Annotated in this window: 13 protein-coding genes; 7 read left to right on the top strand and 6 right to left on the bottom strand. The window is 71.7% G+C overall.

Features of this window, described 5'->3' with window-relative positions; all coding sequences use genetic code 11:
* Positions 1–123 precede the first annotated feature (123 nt).
* The 3 genes from OV090_RS29580 to OV090_RS29570 all read left to right on the top strand — a co-directional run bounded on the left by OV090_RS29580 (position 124) and on the right by OV090_RS29570 (position 4,934).
* Positions 124–1,230: a pyridoxal-phosphate dependent enzyme gene (locus tag OV090_RS29580; protein ID WP_267707985.1), complete on the top strand. Its 1,107-nt coding sequence runs from the start codon at positions 124–126 to the stop codon at positions 1,228–1,230.
* A gap of 216 nt (positions 1,231–1,446) precedes the next feature.
* On the top strand, positions 1,447–3,642 hold the full coding sequence (locus OV090_RS29575; RefSeq protein WP_267707984.1) for a 3-hydroxyacyl-CoA dehydrogenase NAD-binding domain-containing protein: 2,196 nt from the start codon (positions 1,447–1,449) through the stop codon (positions 3,640–3,642).
* Positions 3,639–4,934, top strand: a complete 1,296-nt coding sequence (locus tag OV090_RS29570; RefSeq protein WP_267707983.1) for an acetyl-CoA C-acyltransferase — start codon at positions 3,639–3,641, stop codon at positions 4,932–4,934. Before OV090_RS29575 ends, OV090_RS29570 begins: the two co-directional genes overlap by 4 nt.
* Before the next feature lie 138 nt (positions 4,935–5,072).
* Here OV090_RS29570 and OV090_RS29565 read toward each other — a convergent pair whose 3' ends face one another.
* Positions 5,073–5,867 carry a hypothetical protein gene (locus OV090_RS29565; RefSeq protein WP_267707982.1) on the bottom strand — a complete coding sequence of 265 codons (795 nt, stop codon included), beginning with the start codon at positions 5,865–5,867 and terminating at the stop codon, positions 5,073–5,075.
* A 19-nt stretch (positions 5,868–5,886) separates the two neighbouring features.
* The gene (locus tag OV090_RS29560; protein ID WP_267707981.1) at positions 5,887–6,909 is read right to left on the bottom strand and encodes a hypothetical protein; all 1,023 of its coding nucleotides are present in this window, start codon (positions 6,907–6,909) and stop codon (positions 5,887–5,889) included.
* 105 nt (positions 6,910–7,014) lie between these two features.
* On the opposite strand from OV090_RS29560, the gene OV090_RS29555 reads away from it, so the two are divergent.
* Positions 7,015–7,953 carry a CapA family protein gene (locus OV090_RS29555; RefSeq protein ID WP_267707980.1) on the top strand — a complete coding sequence of 313 codons (939 nt, stop codon included), beginning with the start codon at positions 7,015–7,017 and terminating at the stop codon, positions 7,951–7,953.
* A gap of 141 nt (positions 7,954–8,094) precedes the next feature.
* Here the strand turns inward: OV090_RS29555 and OV090_RS29550 are convergent, their stop codons facing one another.
* Positions 8,095–9,054, bottom strand: coding sequence for a YARHG domain-containing protein (locus tag OV090_RS29550; RefSeq protein ID WP_267707979.1), 960 nt, complete (start codon positions 9,052–9,054; stop codon positions 8,095–8,097).
* Between the two features lie 55 nt (positions 9,055–9,109).
* On the opposite strand from OV090_RS29550, the gene OV090_RS29545 reads away from it, so the two are divergent.
* Positions 9,110–10,579: a lipase family protein gene (locus OV090_RS29545; RefSeq protein ID WP_267707978.1), complete on the top strand. Its 1,470-nt coding sequence runs from the start codon at positions 9,110–9,112 to the stop codon at positions 10,577–10,579.
* 87 nt (positions 10,580–10,666) lie between these two features.
* On the opposite strand, the gene dacB is transcribed toward OV090_RS29545, so the two are convergent.
* Positions 10,667–12,406: a D-alanyl-D-alanine carboxypeptidase/D-alanyl-D-alanine-endopeptidase gene (gene dacB, locus OV090_RS29540; RefSeq protein ID WP_267707977.1), complete on the bottom strand. Its 1,740-nt coding sequence runs from the start codon at positions 12,404–12,406 to the stop codon at positions 10,667–10,669.
* A gap of 318 nt (positions 12,407–12,724) precedes the next feature.
* Here dacB and OV090_RS29535 point away from each other — a divergent pair, with 318 nt between their 5' ends.
* Both OV090_RS29535 and OV090_RS29530 read left to right on the top strand, forming a co-directional pair.
* Complete coding sequence (locus OV090_RS29535) at positions 12,725–14,458, top strand: FG-GAP-like repeat-containing protein (protein ID WP_267707976.1); 1,734 nt, start codon at positions 12,725–12,727, stop codon at positions 14,456–14,458.
* 162 nt (positions 14,459–14,620) lie between these two features.
* On the top strand, positions 14,621–15,532 hold the full coding sequence (locus OV090_RS29530; RefSeq protein WP_267707975.1) for a hypothetical protein: 912 nt from the start codon (positions 14,621–14,623) through the stop codon (positions 15,530–15,532).
* Positions 15,533–15,568: 36 nt separating this feature from the next.
* Here the strand turns inward: OV090_RS29530 and OV090_RS29525 are convergent, their stop codons facing one another.
* Together OV090_RS29525 and OV090_RS29520 are read right to left on the bottom strand one after the other, a co-directional pair.
* Positions 15,569–16,519, bottom strand: coding sequence for a hypothetical protein (locus tag OV090_RS29525; protein ID WP_267707974.1), 951 nt, complete (start codon positions 16,517–16,519; stop codon positions 15,569–15,571).
* A complete protein-coding gene (locus OV090_RS29520) occupies positions 16,516–17,472 on the bottom strand; it encodes a Gfo/Idh/MocA family oxidoreductase (RefSeq protein ID WP_267707973.1) in 957 nt (318 codons plus the stop codon). The genes OV090_RS29525 and OV090_RS29520 overlap by 4 nt, the downstream gene beginning before the upstream one ends.
* Positions 17,473–17,735 lie beyond the last annotated feature (263 nt).

Genomic DNA, 17,735 nt, shown 5'->3' with positions numbered 1-17,735 from the left:
TGCGGCCGCGACCCAGCATCGGGGTGATTCAGGCCCGAGTCCTCTCATGAGGAAGGTCTCGCCTATCTTTGCTGCGAGGCGTAACGCCTCTCGGGCAAGCTGGCTTGGCTCGTTTCTCGGCCCATGAAGCGCGAACACCACCTGTCGCCGTTCTTGCGCAACCCCCCGGCTCGCCTCGATCTGGCGACGTTGCCGACGCCCGTCGAGCGGGCGCCGTGGCTCGACGCTCCAGGGGCTGCGGTCTACGTCAAGCGCGACGATCAGACCAGCCGTCTCTATGGCGGCGGCAAGGTGCGCAAGCTGGAGTGGCTGCTGGCCAACCCGCCGTACGACGATCGACGTCCGATCGTCTCGGTCGGCGGGATCGGCAGTCATCACCTCGTGGCGCTGGCGCTCCACCTGCAGGCCCAGGGCCGCGAGCTGCACGCCTGGGTGTTCGACCAGGTCCCGACGGCGCACACGCTCGAAGATCTGGCGCTGCTGCTGTCGACGGGGGCCAAGCTGTGGGCGGTGCCGACGCGGCCGGCGCTGCCGCTGGCGTGGCTGGCGTACCGCACGTGGTCCCGGCCGGAGCAGGCCGGGGTGTACATGCCGCCCGGCGGGACCACCGGGCTCGGTTCGCTCGGCTTCGTCGAGGCCGGGCTCGAGCTCGCGCAGCAGGTGAAGGAGGGCGTACTGCCGGCCCCGCAGGCGCTCTACGTCACCGGGGGCACGTGCGGCTCGTGCTGCGGGCTGGCGCTCGGGCTGGCGCTGGCGGGCCTGCCGGTGCGCATCCGCGTGGTGTCGGCGCTCGAGCGCCTGTACCTCGGGACATATTTGCTGAGGCGCACGCTGAACCAGGTGTTCGCCGCGCTGGTGAAGGCCGGCTTGCAGCCCGAGCTGGCCGCGCTCGGGCCGGAGGGGCTGCTCGCGCGCGCCGGCGTGACCTGGTCGATCGACCACTCGCAGGTCGGGTCCGGTTACGCGGTGCCGACCATGGCCGGCGAGGAGGCGGTGGCCCTGGCCGCGGGCGGCGGCCTCGCGCTCGAGACGACCTACACCGGCAAGTGCCTGGCCGCGCTGCGGAGCGACCTCGCGGCGGGGGCGGTGTCCGGGCCGGTGCTGTTCTGGGACACCCACGGGGCCACCGACCTGCGCCCGCACATCGTCGAGGGCTGGGAGGCGCGCGTGCCGATGGCGCTGCGGCGGCGACTGATCCGCGCCGGCGCGGCGCTGCCGGCCGCGACCTGAGACCTTCGGGCCTGCACTTCAGGGCATGTTCGATCGAACATGTCCCAGACGACATGTCCATCCGCGGCCGCGGTCTGGCCGGAGGCGGCGGCCGGCGGCGGTCGGGCGGGGACGAGCCCCGGGTCCGGCCGACCCCGGCGGCCGGCAGCCGTCCGGACCCGGCAGGACGGTTTGTGCTTGCGCCGGGTGGGCCTTCGCGTCAATGTCCCGCCCGCCATGTTCACCCTCACGCTCGACCCACCGGAGGTGTCGCCCCGCCTCGCGGTCATCACGATCGACCGCCCGGGCGAGAAGGTCAATACGATCGCTCCGGCGGCGCTGGCCGCGATCGAGGAGCAGTTCGCGGCGCTCGAGAGCACGCCCGGTCTGGCCGGCGTCGTGCTGATCTCGGGCAAGCCCGACAACTTCATCGCCGGCGCCGACGTCGAGGTGTTCGCCACCGCGAAGGACCGCAAGGACGTCGAGACGTTCAGCCGCAAGGGCCACGAGGTCCTCAAGCGGATCGCCAACTCGAAGGTGCCGATCGTCGCCGCGATCCACGGCGCTTGCCTCGGCGCCGGCCTCGAGCTCGCGCTGTGCTGCACCTGGCGGATCGCCACCGACTCGCCGAAGACGGTGCTCGGCCTGCCCGAGACGATGCTCGGCCTGTTCCCCGGCGGCGGCGGCGTGACCCGCCTGCCGCGCCTCATCGGCGTGCGCGAGGCGCTCGACGTGATCCTCACCGGCCGCAACATCCGCCCGCGCGCGGCCAAGAAGATGGGCCTCGTCGACCAGGTGGTGAGCGAGGAGTCGCTGCTGGCGGCCGCTCGCCGGGCCGCCGGGCTGCTGGCGGCGCACAAGCTCGAGCCGCACCTGCACCCGAAGAGCGACGTGGCCCGCGTCCTGCTCGAGCACAACCCGGTCGGTCGGCGCGTGCTGTTCAACCAGGCGCGCAAGACGGTCCAGCGCAAGACGCTGGGGCTGTACCCGGCGCCGCTGGTGGCGATCGACCTGATCGAGCGCGGGCTGACGCTGCCGCTCGACGAGGCGCTGGCCCAGGAGCCGCCGGCGTTCGCCGAGCTGGCGGTGGGCCCGGTGGCGCAGAACCTGGTGTCGCTGTTCCGCCGCAGCAACGCGCTGAAGAAGCAAGAGGTCAAGGACGCCGAGGGCGACGTCGTCGAGGGCGCACCGATCCACCGGCTCGGCATGGTCGGTGGCGGCTTCATGGGCGCCGACATCGCCGTGGTCTCGGCCGAGAAGGGCATCGAGACGCGGATCCGCGACATCGCCCCGGAGCCGCTGGGGAAGGCGCTGGCCCACTGCAAGTCGTACTTCGACCGCCGGGCCAAGAGCCTCGGCGAGCGCCACGTCTTCAAGGCCAGGAGCCGGGTCAGCGGCAGCCTCGAGCTGGCCGGCTTCGGCACCATGGACCTCATCATCGAGGCCGTGCCCGAGAACCTCGGCCTCAAGCAGGACGTGTTCGCCCAGCTCGAGTCGATCGTGCCACGGGAGACGATCCTGGCCAGCAACACCTCGGCGCTGCCGATCGGCAAGGTCGGGGCCAAGCTGCAGCACAAGGACCGCCTGATCGGCCTGCACTTCTTCTCGCCGGTGTCGAAGATGCCGCTGCTCGAGATCGTGGTGACGCCGGAGACCTCGCCGGAGACGCTGGCGACCTGCCTGCGCTACGCGGCGCAGATCGGCAAGACGTCGATCGTCGTCAAGGACGGCCCCGGCTTCTACACCACGCGCGTGCTCGGCTTCTACTTGATGGCCGCGCTGCAGATGGTCCAGGACGGCCACACGATCGAGGCGGTCGATCGCGGGGCGCGGCAGATCGGCTGGCCCGTCGGCCCGATCACCCTGCTCGACGAGGTCGGCATCGACGTCGGCGCGAAGGTGTCGAAGACGCTGTCCGAGGCGTTCCCTGAGCGCATCACCGTGCCCGACACAGTCGACCAGTTCCTCGCCAGCAAGCGCTACGGCCGCAAGAACGGCCGCGGGTTCTACATCTACCCCGGCGAGGGCGAGCGCTCGTTCCTCGGCAAGAAGCCGCGCAAGCGCGTCGACCCCGAGGTCTACGAGTTCTTCGCCGGCCGCACGCCGCTGTCCGAGCCGGGCGACCCGGAGGAGCTGGGCGAGCGCTTGACGTTGATCGCGGCGCTCGAGGCGATCCGCTGCCTCGAGGAGGGCATCATCGCCACGCCGCGCGACGGCGACATCGGGGCGGTGTTCGGCTTCGGCTACCCGCCGATGCGCGGCGGCCCGTTCCGTCACATCGACGCGCTCGGCCCGGGCGCGGTGGTCAGCCGCCTGGCCCAGCTGCGCGAGCGCTACGGCGACACGTACACGCCGCCGGCGCTGCTGCTCGAGCTGGCCAGGTCGGGCAAGAATTTCTCGAGCCTCAACAAGGATGAGGGAGGTGCCGCATGAGTTCGCAGGTCCGCAGAGTCGCGGTGGTGGCCGGGGCGCGTACGCCCTTTTGTAAGGCGGGCGGGCAGCTGATCCGCAGCTCGGCCGTGCAGCTCGGCGTGGCGGCAGCCCGCGAGACGCTGATGCGGGCCCAGATCCGGCCCGAGCGCGTGCAGCAGATCGTGTTCGGCATCGTCTCGCCGCCGGTCGGCGCGCCGAACATCGCCCGCGAGATCGCGCTCGCCGGGGCGTTCCCCACCGGGGTGCCCGGCTTCACGATCAGCATGGCGTGCATCTCGAGCAACCAGGCGATCACGACCGCCGCCGAGTCCATCGCGCTCGGCAAGGCCGACGTGGTGCTCGCCGGCGGCGCCGAGGTGCTGAGCGACGTGCCGATCCAGTACGGCCGCCGCTTCCGCGACGCGCTGTTCGTCGCCAGCAAGGCCCGCAGCGCCACGGAGCGCCTCAAGGCGTTCCGCGGGGTCAAGCTCGCCGACCTCGCCCCGGTGGCGCCCGCGATCGCCGAGACGTCGACCGGCCAGACGATGGGCCAGTCGGCCGAGAAGATGGCCAAGGCGTTCGGCATCAAGCGCGAGGACCAGGACAAGTTCGCCGCGCAGAGCCACCAGCGCGCCGGCGAGGCGTGGAAGAACAAGCTCATCTCGTCGCGCATCGCCCCCGTGGCGGTCCCGCGCGGCAAAGAGGTGAACATCGTCACCAGCGACGATCACCCGCGCCCGGACACGAGCGTCGAGAAGCTGTCCAAGCTGAAGCCGGTGTTCGACCGCGACCTCGGCTCGGTCACCGCGGGCAACAGCTCGCCGCTGACCGACGGCGCGTCGGCGGTGCTGCTGGCCTCGGAAGAGGTCGCGCGCGCCGAGGGCTGGCCGATCCTCGGCCTCCTCCGCGGCTACCACTACACCGCCATCGATCCGTTCGAGCACCTGCTCATGGGCCCGGTCAGCGCGGTCGCCAGCGTGCTCGATCAGACCGGCCTGGCGCTCTCCGACCTCGGCGTGATCGAGATGCACGAGGCGTTCGCGGCCCAGGTGCTGGCCAACATCCACGGCCTCGGCTCGGCCAAGTACTGCGCCGAGAAGCTCGGTCGCCCGGCGGCGGTCGGCGAGATCGACCCGACCTTCATCAACCAGTGGGGCGGCAGCATCTCTCTTGGCCACCCGTTCGGCGCCACCGGCGGCCGCCTGGTGATCCAGCTGCTCGACCAGATGGCCCAGAAGTCGGCCCAGTTCGGCCTGATCTCCGCCTGCGCGGCCGGTGGCATGGGCTCGGCGATGATCTTCGAGCGGGCCTGACGCTCGCTGCCGTGAACCGCGGGCTCCGAGGTCACCTCGGGGCCCGTTCGTTTTTTCTGCGAGGGAGCGACAGGACATGTCCTTCGGGGCATGCCCAGGAGGACATGCGGCGAAGGGCATGTCCCCGGGGACAGCCGCTCAGGCCAGGCGGGTGTTGCCGTCGTCGAGGCCGTCGTCGTCGACTTCGTCGCCGTCCTCGAGGTGCTCGAGGGCGTCGTCGTCGTCCTCGCGGGCGGCGAGCAGGGTCGAGCCGGCGCTGGACTCGACTGCGGCGCGGTAGCGGAGCGGGTCGACGCCGATTCGGCGGATCCGGAACAGGTTGAGGCCGATGGCGGCGGTCACGTCGGGGCTGCCGCGGTACTGCAGGCGGCAGTCGCCGGACGACGCGATCTGGATCGAGCCGCCCAGCTTGCCGAGCTGCTGGAAGCGCAGGAGCTCGGAAGGCTCGCCGCGCAAGGAGACGCCGGCCTCGCCCGACTCGGAGGCGTAGAACAGCAGGTCGCGGCCCTTGAACAGCTCGCCGACGACGAAGTAGCGGAGGAACGGCCAGTCGTCGCGCTCGCGCAGGTCGAGGGCGATTTGCCGCGGGCTCTGGAGGCGCTCGACGTCGAGCTCGGCGACCGAGACGAAGAAGGATGCGCGGCGCGCGAGGCCGATCCGCAGCTCGGCGCTGGCTTCTCCGACCGCGAGGTCGGCGGCGCCGCCGAAGCCGAGCGAGCCCTCGCTGTGGTACTGGAATTTCTCGGCGCGGCGTCCGCCCGGCTCGCTGACGACGGGCACGCCGAAGTCGGTGGTGAGGTGGCCGATGCGCACGAACACGCCGCCGCGGAACACCCCGTAATCGCCGGGACGCACGTCGAGGAGCGGCGGCCAGACCGCCCGGCAACGCAGGTGCTTCCGCAGGGAACGGGTGTACTCGCGGGCGATGCTCATCACCTTCACTATGGCACGCCTACTCCCAGTCGAGCAGGCTGAGAGAGGCGCGCACGAGTTCGCCCATCGATTCGCAGCGCAGGAAGCGGTCGTCGCGGTGGTGATGCGCGAGCTCTTGCCGCAGCCGCTGGATGTTGTCGACCGGCGCGAGGTCGTCGTCGCTCATGGTGTGCAGGAGATCGCCGAGCGCCTCGTGCTCCGCGCGGGCGCGCAGGCGCAGCAGCGCGTGCTCCTCCTCCTGGTACTGCTTGACCGACTCGTGGGTCATGCACGACATGGCGAGGAAGATGACCGCGTTGTTCTGCGAGTAGTACTTGGGCATGTACACGTTGCAGCGGCCCTCGTAGCTCTGCTGGTCGAAGTCGATCGCGCGGATCCGGACCATCACCTCGTCGAGGTCGGGGATGACGTTGACGACGAAGTTGCTCGAGTGCATGTCGCCGAGGAGGCGGACGAAGCAGCGCTCGTTGAACTTGACGAACTCCTTGGCGAGGCGGACCGCCTCGATCCGCGAGTCGCCGAGGTGCTCGCGGATGAACTGGTCGCCGGGGATCCCGGCGATGTGCTCCTCGATGAGGGTGACGCCGTCGGTGAGGTACTGGATCCGGCTCGGCGACAGCAGGTCCTCGAGCTCGAGGCCGTAGAGCCGCGAGGCGTCGGCGTGCTTGACGTAGAAGTAGTCGAAGTTCTCGTTGAGGGTGTTGAGGATCCGGACGCGGAACGGCTGGGTGTTGCCGTAGGTGCAGACGTCGACGCGGTCGGTGATGAGGTGCTGCATCAGCGCCGCGTTGCCCATGACTCGCATGTTCGCGTAGGTGCGCACGAGGTCGCGGTGGATCTCCTTGCGCATCGACGGCGGATACAGCACCGACTGCCACAAGGTGTCGCGGCCGCGCTTGTCGTAGACCGGGGTGGCGTCGTCGTAGCGCGTGAGATCGGCGTACGACACCGGCAGCTCGGCGAGCCGGCTGTGACGGCGGAGGTAGTTGCGTAGGCCCTCCTGCACGCGGTAGGGACGCTTCTTCCGCGAGATCATCGCCATGCCGCGGCAGGATGACGGCTCGACGCCGCCGGCGCAAGCAGGCCGCGCGAGCGAGGACGCCGGTCGCGTCTGGCGCAGCGGGCCGGACGTCGGCATGCTGCCGGGGTGCGGGGGATCGCGGCGATCGGGCTCGGCGCGGCGCTCGCGTGCGGGAGAGAGGCTGGCCTTTCGGACAGGCGAGGCGGCGAGGCGGCGGCCGCTGTCGAGCTGTGGTTCGCCGGCGACGTCCACCTCGGGCCGGGCGGGGCAGGGGCGCTCGCCGGGCTCGGCGCGGCCATGGGCAACGCGAGCGGCGTCGTCAACCTCGAGGGGCCGATCGATCCGCGGGGCGCCCAGGGGGTCGTGCGGGAGGCCGCGGCCCTGCGCCTGTTCAATGGGACAGGTACGCCGGACGAGCTGGCGCGGGCCGGCGTCGTCGCCGTCGGCCTCGCCAACAATCACGCCGACGACGCGGGCCCCGCGGGACAGGCAAACACCGCCGCGGCCCTGCGCGCCGCCGGTCTGGCGCCGTTCAGCGGAGCGGCGGGTGTGGCGGTGATCGAGCGCGACGGCCTGCGCGTGGCCCTGGCCGGCTTCGACCTCGCGGACGCGGTGCCGCCGGAGCTGCCGCTGGCGCTGGCGGAGGCGCGCCGCGCCGGCGATGTCCTGGCGGTCGGCTTTCACACCACCGGCCCGCCGCTCTACTTGCCCGAGCCGCAGCTGCGGCGCGCAGTCGACCTGGCCTTCGAGGCAGGTGCCGCGGTGGTCGTCGCCCACGGCTCGCACTCTCTCGCCGGCGCCGAGCTGCGGGGCAGGACGGTCGTCGCCTGGGGCCTCGGCAACGCCACCTTCGCCTGCGACTGCACCGACGAGCGCGAGGCCCTGCTCCTGCGCGTGCGACTGGGCCGAGATGGCCTCGAGTCGGCCGCCCTGGTGCCGATCGACGCCGGCCTCGGCGGGCAGCCGGCTCGCCTCGCCGCCGATCCGGGGCCGGTGCTCGACCTGCTGCAGGCGCTCGGGGTGGCCGGCCGCCGCGACGTCGACCGCCTGACGCTCACGCAGTGAGCGAGGTCCGCCTGTTGTTCACGCTACGAGGTCTTCAGGGCATGTCGAAATGGACATGCTCTTCAGGACATGCCCAGGAGGGCATGCTCGATGGTTCATCCGCAAACTGGTCCTGCGCCCGCCCGGGGCGCTGCCTGCTCATCAGGCGGCGAAGAACCAGCCCTCTTCGACCTTGTGCTCGTAGTCGGTGAGGGGCCCGCCGCTGGCCTTCTCGACGCTCTGGACCAGGCGGATGTTCTTGCGGTCGATCGGCGTCAGCTTCGCGTCGGAGTACGCCTCGTCGGGCGTGTACCACTCCATCACGCCGAAGTGCTCCTGCAGCAGGGCCGAGCGGAACGGCCGGCCGCGGCGGGCGTAGATCGTGTTGCGCAGCATCCGTAGGTCGCGCAGCGACAGGGTCGCCAGCTGGTTGGCGTTCAGCAGGCCGTCGAGCTGGGTCGGGTCGGCGAGCGGCGACAGGTCTTCAGGCTTGAGCTCGGGGTCGGCAGTCCAGCCGCCGAGGTGGACCGCGAGCAGCTCGAGCTCGATGTCTTCCTCCGGGCTGAGCGGACCGGCGGCCTTCTTGTCGAGGAGGGCCTTCTGCTGCGACACCAGCAGGTCTCTGGGGATCGCCCGCTCGTGATCGACGATCGCGCGGGCGTTGGTGTAGTCGGTGGGCGTGAGCTTGCCGAGGTCGGGCGTGGGGGCCGGGGCGTACCAGTCGAAGCGACGGAAGTGCTGGTCGAGCCATGGCTTGCGGAAGCTCTGGCCCGCGCGCGCGTAGATCGTGTTGCGCATCAGCGTGAGCTCGCGCAGGGTCCGGCCGGAGAGGTCTGCGGGGGTGAGCTCGCCGTCGTAATAGAGCGGGCGCCGGGCGGCCTCGGGCGGGCTTGCGGGGGCCGGCGCCGGAGCTGTCTTTTCGGGCAGGTCCGTGCTCGCGGACGCGGGCGGCTCGGCCGGGGCGGGCGCAGGCGGGGCGGGCGAGGCGGGCTGCGCCGGCGCGGGTTCGGTCGTGGTCCGGTCGCACCCCGAGGCGGGCCCGAGCAGCGCGGCGAGCAGCGCGAGGGCTCCAGGTGTCCGCGCCATGAACGTGGGAAGGCCGGGACGTGAAGGTCGGTTCATGCCAGCCGCACTTTACCCTGGCGGGCGCGCGCGGCAGTGGGCGATGATGTCACCCATGGTCTACCGAAATGTGACGCCGCTCGTCGTCGCCTGCGCGCTGGCGGCCGGGTGTGGCGACGACCTCAACTCCACCGACAGCGCCACCGGGACCGAGACGGACCCGACGAGCACGACTGATACGCCGGCGACCACCACCGACGTGACGCCGACGACGACCGAGTCGACCACGGACTCGACCACCGGCGACACCTCGACGGGCACCACCGGCGACGAGTTCCCGGTCGGCGGTTGCGGAGCGCCGCCGTTCGAGTGGCTCCCGTCCGACGGCATGGGCGAGATCATCGACTTCGAGCAGGTCATCGAGCTCGACGCGCCGACGATCACCGACCTGCTCGAGCAGAACGGCTTCACCGCGCTGGGCGAGGCCGACTTCGGCGCGCGGGTCTACAAGATCCGCTACGTCACCCAGGATCGCGGCGAGAAGCACGAGACCACCGGCTTCGTGTCGTTCCCGCTGTTGGACGCGCCTGAGGAGCGGCCGGTGGTGGTGTGGGCTCACGGGACCAGCGGCTTCACCGACGCGTGCGCGCCGACCAAGGATCCGATGGGCTTCCAGGTGCCGCTGATCCTCGCGGCCAAGGGCTTCGTGTCGGTCGCGCCCGACTACATCGGCATGAACGGCTGGGGTCCGGCGTCGAACCGCCTGCACCCGTACATCGTGCCGGAGCCGACGGCGATCGCCACGCTCGACTCGATCCGCGCGCTGTACGAGCTGGCCGCCGCGAACATGGACCTGCCGGCCCGGCCGGGCGACGACGTGGTCCTGTTCGGCGCCTCCGAGGGCGGCTTCGCCACGCTGTGGGCCGACCGCTACGCGCCTCACTATGCGCCCGAGCTCAACATCGTCGCCAACGTCGCCGCGGTCCCGCCGACCGACGCGGTCGGGCTGACGGAGCACGGCGCGACCGTGTTCGGGCCGACCACCGGCGCGCTCGCGGCCGCGGTCGTCGGCGGCTGGGACTGGACCGGCCGTCAGGGCGACCTCAGCGAGGTGCTCAGCCCGGGCCCGCCGATCGACGTCGCCACGGTGCTGCCGATGATGATGGAAGGCGGCTGCAACTTCGATCTGCCGCCGGAGATCACGGGGACGAACCAGGTCTACACGCAGTCGTTCATCGACGCGGTGGTCGACCGCGACTGGGAGGCGCTCGGCGACTGGGGCTGCTTCCTGCGCCAGGCCACGCTCGGCGAGTCCGAGGTGCCGCTGCTGAAGATCACGCCGACGCTGATCCAGCAGGGCGAGGTCGACGACCTGGTCTACACGCCGGTGGTCAAGGCCGACCTGCCGCGCCTGTGCGATCAGGGCTACCAGCTCGAGCACATCGACTGCGCCGGCGCCGGCCACGGCGACTCGGTGCTGCAGGCGGTGCCGTACATCCTGGATTGGGTCACCGCCCGCCTGGACGGCGAGCCGCTGGCCGAGCCGTGCGTGATCCACGAGCCGACCGACTGCACCGCGCTGTGAGCCGCAGCGCGTGAGCGCTTCGGGGCAGGTCCCCGTGGACAGGTCCGAACGGGCAGGTCCTCGGGGACATGTCCGTTCGGGCAGGGCTCAGCCGGCGGGCGGGTCGGCCGGGACGTCGCTCGCGGGGGCGTCGCTCGCGGGGGTCGGGTCCGCGGCCGCTGCGGTCGGCTTGCCGGCCCCGCCGGCGGCGGCCCAGGCGTCGAGGTGGCGCAGGACGGTCATGACGATCTTGTCCTCGGCGCGCTTGCGCTTGGCGGCCACTGCGAAGCGGCCGTCGTCGACGTTGATCAGGATCGAGAAGCCGACCTGCGGGGTGCCGTCCTCGGCGGTGATGACCCCGGTGAGGCCGCTGACGCCGTCGAGGGTGCCGGTCTTGGCGCGCACGCGCTTGCCCGACTTGCGCAGCCGCGACACCAGGGTGCCGCGCTCGCCGGCGACGGGCAGGGCGGACAGGAGGCCGCCCTCCTCGGCGCGTACGCGGCCGGCGACCGCGATGAGGTCGACGAGCGCGCTGGTGGTGACGCGGCCGAGGTCCGACATGCCAGACCCGTTCTCGAACACCAGGGCGTTGGGGTCGAGGCCGAGCGCCCGCCAGTAGCCGAGCACGACCTGCGAGCCGTTGTCCCAGTCGCCGGGGCTCTGGGTCACGCGCCAGCCGACCGTGCGCAGCAGCTGCTCGGCCATGAAGTTGTTGGAGAAGGCGAGGGCGTCGGCGGCGATGACCGCGAGCGGGGCCGAGTCGCGGCGAGTGACCGGCTCCGCGCCGTGGCCGTAGGTCGGCGCGCGACCGTGGACGACCGGCAACGGGGCGTCCTGGCTGCGCGCGGCGAGCATGACCGCGAGGGCGCCGCCGGTGTAGAGGCCGGGGTCGGAGATCCGCCGCCGCACGAGCACCGGCTTGGCGCGGCGCCGGATCTTGCCGGTGACCTCGACGACGGTCTCGAGCGCGTCGCCCTCGCCGCGCGCGTAGGTGCGGACGGTCGGCGCGCCGCTGCCGAGGGTGGCGCGGTTGTCGATAACGACGTGGGTGCTGTCGGGGAACAGCTTGACGACCGGGCCCTCGGCCGCGGGCGCGACGGTGATCTCGACGGTGTTGAAGTCGAGGCTGAGCGCGCCGCTCGGGGCCTGGTACGACAGGCCGATCGCGGTGTCGGAGAAGCCGGGGGCCAGCCGGCGCGGCGAGAAGGCGGCGTCGTCGACGACGATCCGCGTCAGCGAGGCGAGGTCGGTGCGCGCGGCGATCTCGTCGGCGAGCGCGGCCAGAGCCACGTGGTCGAAGCTCGGATCGCCCTCGCCGACGACCACGAGGTCCTCGCCGTGCCGCAGGACGCGGGTCTCGAACCGGTAGTCGGCCCCGAGCAGATCGAGCGCGGCGGCGGTGGTCAGCAGCTTGTTGTTGCTGGCCGGGTTGAGCGGGACGTCGCCCTGGAAGTCGAACAGCACGGTGTCGCTGGCGAGGTCGCGGACGTGGACGCTGACCGAGGCGAGCCGCTCGAGCGGGGCGACGATCTTGCGGATCGCGCTGTCGAGCCCGGCAGTGTCGAGGGCGATCGGCGGCCCCCCGGCGCCGCCCCGCACCTGCTCGACGGCGCGGCTGACCGCCTCGAGGCGCGCCAGCAGCCGCTCCTCGGCGGTCGGCGGCGGCAGCTCGTCCGGGACGACGACGACCTCGACGTAGGCGTCGCGCCGCGGCTCGCCCTCGCCGGTCTCGAGGGACATGGCGTAAGGGACAGGCGCGACCATCCGCGTGAGCGCCCCGCCTTCGAAGACGAGGACGGCCGCGGCGACCAGGGTGATCGCGCCGGCCGCCGCGGGCCAGACGTGCATGCGCACTCACAATGATCCGAGGCGGAACAGCGCGTCAAGCCGCGGCCGCGCGGCGAGGGCGGCGGGGCGCGCCGCGCGAGGTGACAGCGCCGTCAGGTCGCGCGCAGGTGCGGAGGGGAGGCTGGCCGAAAGGACATGTGCGGTCCAGCGGACGCGAGCGCGCGCAGGCGCGCCGGCGCCCGCACGCGCACGGGGATGCGCCGGATCGACGCCGAAGATCCCCGGGTGCGGGCAGGGGCCGAGTCCGGGTTCGCCCGCGCTTGCTCACGTCGGCGGCGGCCTCGTGGATCCGGCTGGTGAAGCCCGGTACCCTGCGGCATGACCTCGCTTTTCCGTCGTTCTCTGGTGTCTGCTCCCTTGCTGCTGGCCGCCTGCGGCGACGACGGACGCGACAGCGCGACCGCGGGGGCGATGACGATGACGGGCGCGACGGTGACTGCGACGACGCCGGGCATCACCACCGAGAGCATGACGACGAGCAGCGGGACGGAGGCGCCGACCACCGGCGGCAGCGAGTCCGGCAGCTCGACGACGGAGGCGGTGACGACCACCGAAAACACCGGCGGGATCAAGTTCGACCTCGGCACCAACGACCTCGGCGAGACCGGCGGGCCGCCGCCCGGCAACGTGTGCAAGGTGCAGAACGACATGGACGCGATCGGCGACTGCGAGATGGAGGCGGCGCCCGACAGCTTCGCGCCGGCGCTGCAGTGGTCGTTCGGCGCCAACCTGCAGTCGATGGTGACGCCGCTGGTCGGCAACTTCACCGACGACAACGCCGACGGCGAGATCGATCTGTGCGACGTCCCGGACGTGCTGTTCGTCGCCGGGCCGACGATCGGTTACGGACAGATCTGCGAGCTGTTCGTGCTCGACGGCGCGACCGGGACCCAGCACTACGCGATCCCGACGAGCGAGAGCCTGTCGTGCTTCGCCACGCCGGCGTTCGCCGACATCGACAACGACGGCCTGCCGGAGATCGTGGCGATCTGGAACAGCGGCGGGACCTACCGCCTCAAGGCGTTCGAGCACGACGGCACGCTCAAGTGGACCAACTCGATCGACGGCGGCCAGTACGACCAGTTCTACCGCGAGACCGGGGCGGTGGCGATCCACGACCTCGACGCCGACGGCGACGCCGAGATCATCTTCAACCACGAGGTCTACGATCACAACGGCGTGCTGCTGTGGGCGCAGACCAACCCGCAGCCGGGCGAGCTCGAGGCGAGCGTCGGCGTCGACCTCGACGGCGACGGCAAGATGGAGGTCGTGACCGGCCACTCGGCGTATCGCCACGACGGCTCGGTGTACTGGGAGAAGTACCCGCAGGTGACTGCGCAGGCGATCCCGCAGATCGCCAACCTCGACGACGACCCGTTCCCGGAGGTGTTCATCACCTCGGGCCAGGGGCTATGGATGCTCGAGCACGACGGCACGGTGAAGTGGGGCCCGGCGACGCCGACCGGCGTGCAGCCTGCGGGCTACCTGACGTGGATGCGGCCGGGCACGGTGCACGACTTCGACGGCGACAGTCAGCCGGAGTACGCGTCGTCGTCGAGCGCCTTCTACGCCGTCTACGAGGGCAACCCGGCGACGGTGCTGTGGCAGTCGCAGGTCGTCGACAGCTCGGGCGCGGCCGGCGGCACCGCGTTCGACTTCCTCGGCGACGGCGTGGCCGAGGCGATGTACGCCGACGAGCAGAATTTCCGCATCTACGACGGCGTCACCGGTCAGGTCGTGCTGACGCAGGCGCGCGTCAGCTACACGCTGAGCGAGTACCCGATCGTGGCCGACGTCGACAACGACGGCTCGGCCGAGATCCTGGTGGTCTCGCTGTCGGGGCAGCCGGCCCTGCAGGTGCTGCGCGACGCCGAGGACCGGTGGATCCAGGCGCGCCGGATCTGGAACCAGCACGCCTACTACGTCACCAACGTGCGCGAGGACAGCACGCTGCCGACCACCCCGGTCGACAACTGGAAGATCTTCAACACCTATCGGACCAACGCCCAGATCGAGGGCGGCGGGCTGTGCATGCCCAACCCGCCGGGCTGACCGTGTGTTCTTCAGGACATGTCCGGGAGGTCATGTCCTGGAGCACGCGCCAGCGGGGAGCCGCGCGCGGGACCGCGCGGGCGGAGAAATTTCGGGGCCCCTCACGGATTCGGATTCGGCCGGGAAACCATGAACAGCGGCCTGTAACGGCCGGACTTAATCATGACTTTCCAGACCGTTCGTATTCCTCCTTTTCTCTCCTTTTCTCTCCTTCTCGCCGCGGGCGCTGCTTGCACGCTCCAGAAGGCCGACCTGGGCGCCTACTCCGGCACCGAGTCGACCGACACGAGCAGCGGCTCAGCCGCCGAGACGAGCACGTCGGGCGATGCGACCACCGGCGAGCCGCCGCAGCAGACGACCTCGACCGAGGCGCTGACCAGCCACGGAGCGGAGTCGTTCACGACGACCGGCACGCCGTGGGCGGGGTGCATCGGGCCCGAGGAGGGGACCGAGGTCGCCGTCGAGGTGAGCGCGCCGACCCTGATCGACCCCGAGGCGTACCCGAGCGAGTTCGACGTCCGCTGCAGCGTGCAGGGCGTCGTCGGCGGGGCGATCGAGCTGCAGTGCACCGACGACGCCGAGGCCATCCACGCGGTGACGCTGACGCTGACGACGGAGACGGCGCACACGGGGCTGCTGGGCGGCGAGACCGACGTGCGCCTCAGCTACCGCGCGGCCGAGTCCCAGGAGTTCGGGCTCGACCTGCGCACTCACGTGGCGGTCCACGCGGTCGACGACGGCGCCCTGCTGCTGCTCTACGCGATCGGCTACGACGTGTTCGCCGCCGACTTCGAGGCGTTCTGGGCGCCGATGCACTTCGTCGACGGCGACCTGGGCTTCTGCCCGGCGAACCCCAACGATCTGTGCGGCACCACCGAGCGGTCCACGGTGTACGTCAACGACGGCGTGGACCAAATCACCGTGTACGACGGCAACCTCGAGACGTTCCCGGCGTCGAGCATGTACGTCTACGCCGAGAGCGCCCGCGATACCGTCCAGACGAACTTCGAGGACTGCTTCGACGTGGTGTACGGTCGCTGGGTCGAGCTGCTGGCGCTCAAGGCCGACATGTGACGTGTCCGCGGGGACAGGTCGCTGCCCGCGCCCGGCTCACGGCTTCAGCCGCGGCTGGGTGCGGGTGTGACGGTCGGGGTGCGGCTCGCCGCGCTCGTCCTGCCACGGGAACACGCGCAGCGAGGGGTCGCTGTCCGGGTCCCACGCGACCAGGCCGAGGCCCTCGATGTCGCGCGGGACCATGTCCCAGGCGTAGCGGAACATCGGGTTGTGGGCGTTGCCGAGGCGGTCGAAGATCCGCACCTCGAACGACAGGCGGATCCACGTGCGGTGGGTGTCGACCTCGGCCGCGGCGCCGCGGTGCACGGTGTACGCGTCCATGAGCGTCAGCTCCCACGGCGCGGCGTGCCAGGCGTGCGCGCTGCGGGTCTTGGCGACCTGGTTGTTCATCTCGAAGAAGAAGTTGTGCCGCGCCTCGTCGAGGCCGGTGAAGTCGAACGGCTGGACGTAGTAGGCCGTCGGCAGGCAGTCGGTCACGGTGTACGTGTGGTTGATGCGGACCTTGGGCTGCCAGCGGGCGCCCTGGAAGCCGTCGACGTGGCAGGGCGCCTCGCGCTGCAGCACGCCGCCGCGGACGGGGCCCTGATCGACGGTGAGGTAGCAGTAGAACTCGTCGTAGTGGCGCGGGTTGACCGCGAGCTCGAGGTCGGCGACGCGCTGGACGAGCCAGCGCAGCTGCGCGAGCTCGGCGGGCAGGCGGAAGTCGGAGCCGGGGAACTTGATCGGCATGTCGAGCGTGCGCGGCATGCCGGGCTGCGCCAGGGCGGCCCGCTCGGCCTCGGGGACCTGGCCGAGCTCGACCGGTCGGCGCGCGACCTTGAAGTTCTCGAGGTCCCAGATCGTGCCGATCTTCTGCAGGATCGGCGAGCCTTGCGGCAGCGCGGGGAGGATGGCCTTCGGGTCAGGTTCGATCTGCACGCCGACGTCGGCGAGGCCGGGGACGGTGTAGTGCTTGCCGCGGTAGCCGAGCTCGTGGACTTCTGTCACGCCTCCGTCATCTCGCACAGGCCGCGGACGTTGGCGAGGCCCTCGACGGCGTCGACCTCGGGTGCGCGGCCGTGCGCGACGGCGTCGACGAAGTCCTGGAGCTCGCCGAGGTAGGGGTCGGCTGGCTCATAGGACAGCTCGCGGTCGCCCACGACGATCCGGCCGCCGCCGTGCGGGCCGAGGACCTCTTCGCCGCGGGCCGAGCCGGCGTCGCCGAACACCTCGATCGAGCGAGGGGCGCGGAAGACGACGGAGGTGAGGATGTCGGCAGTGGCGCCGCCGGCGAAGCGCAGGGCGACCGCGGCGGTCTCGTCGTGGGGGCCGCGGTGGACGGGGCTGGTGGTGAGCGCGTGGGCGCGCTCGATCTCGCCGTGAGCAGGGCGGAGGTACCAGCGCACGAGGTCGAGGCAGTGGGTGCCGACGGCCGCGAGCGACCACCAGCGGCCGACCTCGGGCGAGGCGCGCCAGTTGTTCGCGTCGCGCTCGACGAAGGTCCAGGTGGCGCGCATGTGCAGGACGCGGCCGAGCTCGCCGGCGACGACGCGCTCGCGCAGGGCCCGGAGGCCGGGGTGGAAGCGCAGGTGATAGCCGACGGCGAGGCGGATCCCGGCGGCCTCACAGGCGCGCACGACGGCCTCGGCGTCGGCGACGTCGGTGGCCATCGGCTTCTCGACGAACACGTGCTTGCCGGCGCGGGCGGCGGCGATCGCCTGGGCGGCGTGGAGGCGGTCGGGGGTGGCGAGGACGACCGCGTCGAGCCGCGGATCGGCGAGCATGTCGGCGAGGTCGGTGAAGATCGGGCCGCGCGCGCCGTGACGCGCGGCGAAGGCCTGCGCGCGCTCGCGGTCCCGCGAGCACACGCTCCACAGCACGGCCCCGCGGACCTTCGCCAGCGCCGGCGCGAGGCGGCGATCGGCGATCGATCCGGGGCCGACGAGTCCGACGTGCAGCATCGTGCGACGCTAGCACGCGCGTCGGCGGCCGCGAGCGCGCGCCCCTGACCGGTCCGATCGAACATGTCCGGAGAGACATGACCTTGAATTGCGGAGACCGGGCCCGGAGCCCGCGCCGGGGCGGTTGCGGCGATCTCCGCCGTCCGCGCCGATGCGACCAATCCCACGCGCCCGCGCCAGGAGGCGTTTGCGGGGGTTTCCAGACATGGGCGGGGCTCGCGCGACTAGGCACTTCGTGACGCTTCCGTCACCATCCCGCCACG

This window comes from Nannocystis sp. RBIL2 (assembly GCF_026626745.1).
GTDB lineage: Bacteria > Myxococcota_A > Polyangia > Nannocystales > Nannocystaceae > Nannocystis.
Note: the sequence above shows the minus strand (reverse complement) of the source record. Positions and strands in the feature narration are given on the sequence as shown.